Here is a 4,172-nt window from a genome sequence, read left to right as displayed (position 1 = left end):
GTCTGGGCTGGGCGCGGCGGCTGTCGCGCATCAGCCGCCACTCGGCCGAGATGCGCGGCGATTGCAGGATCAGGATGATCAGCACCAGCCCGGCCTTGATGACCAGATTGTATTCGGACGGAAAGCCCGCCAGCAGGATGCCCGTGGTGATGGTCTGGATGATAAGCGCCCCCAGGATCGAGGCCGCGATGGAAAACCGCCCCCCCAGCAGGGAATTGCCGCCGATGACCACGGCCAGAATGGCGTCCAGCTCCAGCCACAGGCCGGCATTGTTGGCGTCGGCGCCCCTGATGTCGGCGGTCTCGACGATGCCCGCCAGCGCGGCGCAGAGGCCCGAGGCGACATAGACCGCGATCAGCAGCACCGTCGCATTGACCCCCGCCAGCCGCGAGGCGCGCCGGTTGATCCCCACGGATTCGATCAACAGCCCAAGCGCGGTGCGCCGCATCAGGGCTGCGACGATGATCCCGGCCAGAAGCCACATCCAGACCGGCACCGGCAGGCCGAAGGCGATGCCCGATCCCAGCCATGAAAAGCCCGGATCGTTGAAGGTCAGGATGCGGCCTTCGGTGATCAGCTGCGCAACGCCCCGGCCCATCGTCATCAGGATCAGCGTCGCGACAAAGGGCTGGATGCCCACCAGCGCCACCAGAACACCGTTCCACAGCCCGGCCAGGGCCCCCGCCGCCAGCGCCAGCGCCAGCGCGGGCCCCATCCCCCAGCCTTGCGAGATCGCCCACGCGGCGGCGGCGCCGCAGATCGCCACGATCGCACCGACGGACAGGTCGATGCCGCGCGTCGCGATGACCAGCGTCATGCCGATCGCCAGCAGCGCCACCGGCGCGCCGCGTTTCAGGATGTCGATGACCGGCCCGACCAGCCGTCCGTCACGGATCTCGACCGTCAGAAAGGCCGGATAGAAGACCGAGACCAGCGCCACCAGCGCGGCCAGCGCGATCAGCTGAGGGGCGATGCGGGACAGCGCGCTCATGCCGCCACCCCGTCATCCTGCGCGTCGCCATCCTGCGCGATCGCACGCATGATCGCATCCCCCGAGACCTGCGCGCCCGTCAGTTCCGCCACATGGGCGCGGTCGCGCAGCACGATGACCCGGTCGGCGACGACGACCATCTCGTCGATCTCGCTGCTGATGACCAGAACCGACATGCCGCCCGCCGTCAGGGTGCGGATCAGACGCAAAATCTCGGCATGGGCGCCGACATCGATGCCGCGTGTGGGTTCGTCCAGAATCAGGAAACGCGGGTTCATCGCCAGCCAGCGGGCCAGCACGGCCTTTTGCTGATTGCCGCCCGACAGCTCTCCGATGGGTTTTTCACGGCCCGAGGTGCGGATATCCAGCTGCTTGATGTAATCATCGGCCAGCCGGTTCTGTTCAGCCCGGGGAATGGGCCGCGCCCAGCCCCGCCGCGCCTGAAGTCCCAGAATGATATTCTCGCGGATCGACAGATCGGCGACGATGCCGTCGGTCTTGCGATCCTCGGGGGCAAAGCCAAAGCCCGCGCCGATGGCTGCCCGGGGGCTGTGCAAATCCAACGGGCCGTCCTGATCGCGCGCGGTGCCGGTCTGCGCGGGGCGCAGGCCGAACAGCAGTTCCGCCGTTTCTGTCCGTCCCGATCCCAGCAGGCCCGCCAGCCCCACGACCTCGCCCGCGCCGACGGCCAGATCGAAGGGCGCGATGGTGCCCGCCCGGCCCATCCCCTGAAACGACAGCAGCGGCGTGCGGGGCGCGGCATCGGCGCCTGCGGGCGGGGCTTGCACCACCTCGTCCAGCGCGCGGCCCAGCATATGTTCGACCAGCGTCATCCGGCTGAGGCTGGCAGTGGGCGTGGTGATGATCTTGCGCCCGTTGCGCAGGATGGTGACCCGGTCGGTCAGGTCGAACACCTGATCCAGAAAATGCGAGACAAAGACGATGGCCATGCCCCGGTCGCGCAGGGTGCGCAGCACGTCAAAGACCATCTGAACTTCTCGGGCATCCAGACTGGCGGTCGGCTCGTCCAGAATCAGCACCTTGCCCGAGATTTCGACCGCCCGGGCGATGGCGATGATCTGCTGGATGGCGACGGGACAGGTGCCCAGATCGCGGTCCACATCGACATCCAGCCCGTAACGCGCCAGCGTCTCGCGCGCCTGAACCCGCATGGCGCGCGGGTCGATCATCCCGAAACGGCGCGGTTCGCGCCCGAACATCAGGTTCTGCGCCACAGTCAGATTGGGCAGCAGGTTGACCTCTTGATAGACGGTGCCGATGCCCAGGGCCTGCGCCTCTCGGGTGGATCGGGGATCAATCGGCGCGCCGTCCAGCGTGACGCTGCCCCCGTCGCGGCGATAGGCGCCGGTCAGGCATTTGATCAGCGTGGATTTTCCGGCGCCATTCTCGCCCAGAAGGGCGTGAACCTCGCCCGCCGCGATGTCCAGATCGACATCGTCCAGCGCGCGGGTGCCGGGAAAAACCTTGGTCAGCGAGCGGATCGAAAGCAGCATCGTCATAAGCCCTTTCCAAGGATCGGGCGGGCCAAAGCCGTGGCCCGCCCGGTGCCTGTCAGTATCCCAGATCCTTGCGGCGGTCGTATTCGCCCTGCGGATCGTCGGCTTGGGTGAACAGCCTGGATTCCGTCTGAATGAACTTTTCAGGCGTCGTCCCATCCGCCCAGAACGCCTCGAGCGCGTCAAAGGCGGGACCGGCCATGTTCGGGGTCAGCTCGACCGTCGCATTGGCCTCGCCTGCGGCCATGGCCTGAAAGATGTCGGGCACGGCGTCGATGGACACGACCAGAATGTCGGTTCCGGGTGCCAGACCGGCCTCTTTGATGGCCTGAATGGCGCCGACCGCCATGTCGTCGTTATGGGCATACAGCGCGCAGATGTCGGCGCCGCCATTTTCGGCCTGCAGAAAGCTTTCCATGACCTCTTTGCCCTGCGCGCGGGTGAAATCGCCCGTCTGGCTGCGCACGATTTCCAGATTTTCATGATCCGCGATGGCGTTTTCAAAGCCGGTCTTGCGGTCGATCGCGGGGCTGGAGCCGGTGGTGCCCTGCAATTCGACAATGCGGCACGGCTCGCCTGCGACCTCATCGACCAGCCACTGGCCCGCGACCTCGCCCTCGTGGACCAGATCGGACCCGACCGAGGTCAGATACAGGCTGTCATCGCTGTCGACCTGACGGTCCAGCAGCACGACGGGGATCTCGGCCTCCTGCGCCTCTTGCAGGACGGAATCCCATCCGGTGGCCACGACCGGGGCCAGCAGGATCGCATCGACGCCTTGCGCGACAAAGGACCGGATCGCGGCGATCTGGTTTTCCTGCCGCTGCTGCGCATCCGAGAATTGCAGCGTATAGCCGCGTTCCTCGGCCTGCTGGCGCGTCAGCGTGGTTTCCGCCGCCCGCCAGCCCGATTCCGAACCGATCTGCGAAAAGCCCACGGTCTGGGCTGCGGCTGCGGTCCCGCACAAGGCCAGTGCGGCGACCGTCGTCATCAGTGTCTTGGTCATCGTGATATCCTCCCTAAAGATGTCGAACGTGGTGGCGTGCTGCGCGGCCTCCTCAGTCGCGCAGATCCCGTGGCAGCAAGGCGTCGGGGATGTTCTGGAAACAGACCGGGCGCAGCCAGCGCCGGATCGCCATGGTCCCGACGCTGGTCGCGCCGAAATTGGTCGAGGCCGGATAGGGGCCGCCATGCACCATGGCATCGGCGACCTCGACCCCGGTGGGCCAGCCATTGGCCAGAATGCGGCCCGCCTTGCGTTCCAGCACCGGCATCAGCCGCGCGGCCAGCGCAGTATCGCCCTCGTCCATCTGCAGCGTCACGGTCAGCTGGCCTTCCAGCGCACGCGCCAGATCCAGCATCTGATCGTCGCTGTCGGCGGCCACGATCAGACCGGCGGGGCCGAACACCTCGGCCCCCAGGGCGTGATCGGCGATGAACTGCTGCGCGGTGGTGCGAAAAATCGCCGGGCGCGCCTGACGCCCGCTATTGTCGCCCTTGGCGACGGGGGTGGCGGCACCTGACAGGCGGTCCACGCCGTCGCGATAGGCGGCGGCGATGCCGTCGGCCAGCATCACCTGCGCGGGGGCATCCGTCAGCGCGGCGGCGGCCGCATCGGCAAAGGCGTCGGCGGCACCCGAGGGCAGGATCACCAGACCGGGATT

At 67.3% G+C, this 4,172-nt stretch carries 4 protein-coding genes; all 4 read right to left on the bottom strand.

Translation table 11 applies throughout. The features are described 5' to 3' along the window. A partial coding sequence (locus EG885_RS21915; protein ID WP_131578919.1) for an ABC transporter permease occupies positions 1-991 on the bottom strand: 991 nt, incomplete at its 3' end. Beyond that, positions 988-2,505 carry a sugar ABC transporter ATP-binding protein gene (locus EG885_RS21910; RefSeq protein ID WP_131578917.1) on the bottom strand — a complete coding sequence of 506 codons (1,518 nt, stop codon included), beginning with the start codon at positions 2,503-2,505 and terminating at the stop codon, positions 988-990. The genes EG885_RS21915 and EG885_RS21910, both read right to left, overlap by 4 nt. Before the next feature lie 58 nt (positions 2,506-2,563). Beyond that, positions 2,564-3,514 carry a galactofuranose ABC transporter, galactofuranose-binding protein YtfQ gene (gene ytfQ / locus EG885_RS21905; RefSeq protein ID WP_131578916.1) on the bottom strand — a complete coding sequence of 317 codons (951 nt, stop codon included), beginning with the start codon at positions 3,512-3,514 and terminating at the stop codon, positions 2,564-2,566. 52 nt (positions 3,515-3,566) lie between these two features. Beyond that, positions 3,567-4,172 (bottom strand): aldehyde dehydrogenase family protein (locus tag EG885_RS21900; RefSeq protein ID WP_479724684.1); only part of this gene is annotated, 606 nt, incomplete at its 5' end.

It is taken from the genome of Paracoccus nototheniae, assembly GCF_004335005.1.
GTDB lineage: Bacteria > Pseudomonadota > Alphaproteobacteria > Rhodobacterales > Rhodobacteraceae > Paracoccus > Paracoccus nototheniae.
The sequence above is the reverse complement of the archived record's forward strand: the minus strand, read 5'-3'. Positions and strand labels throughout refer to the sequence as shown.

What these genes read in the sequence shown, in the direction of transcription:
- EG885_RS21910 (WP_131578917.1), bottom strand. Translation starts at nt 2,505, where the DNA reads ATGCTGCTTTCGATCCGCTCGCTGACCAAGGTTTTTCCCGGCACCCGC.
- ytfQ (WP_131578916.1), bottom strand. Translation starts at nt 3,514, where the DNA reads ATGACCAAGACACTGATGACGACGGTCGCCGCACTGGCCTTGTGCGGG.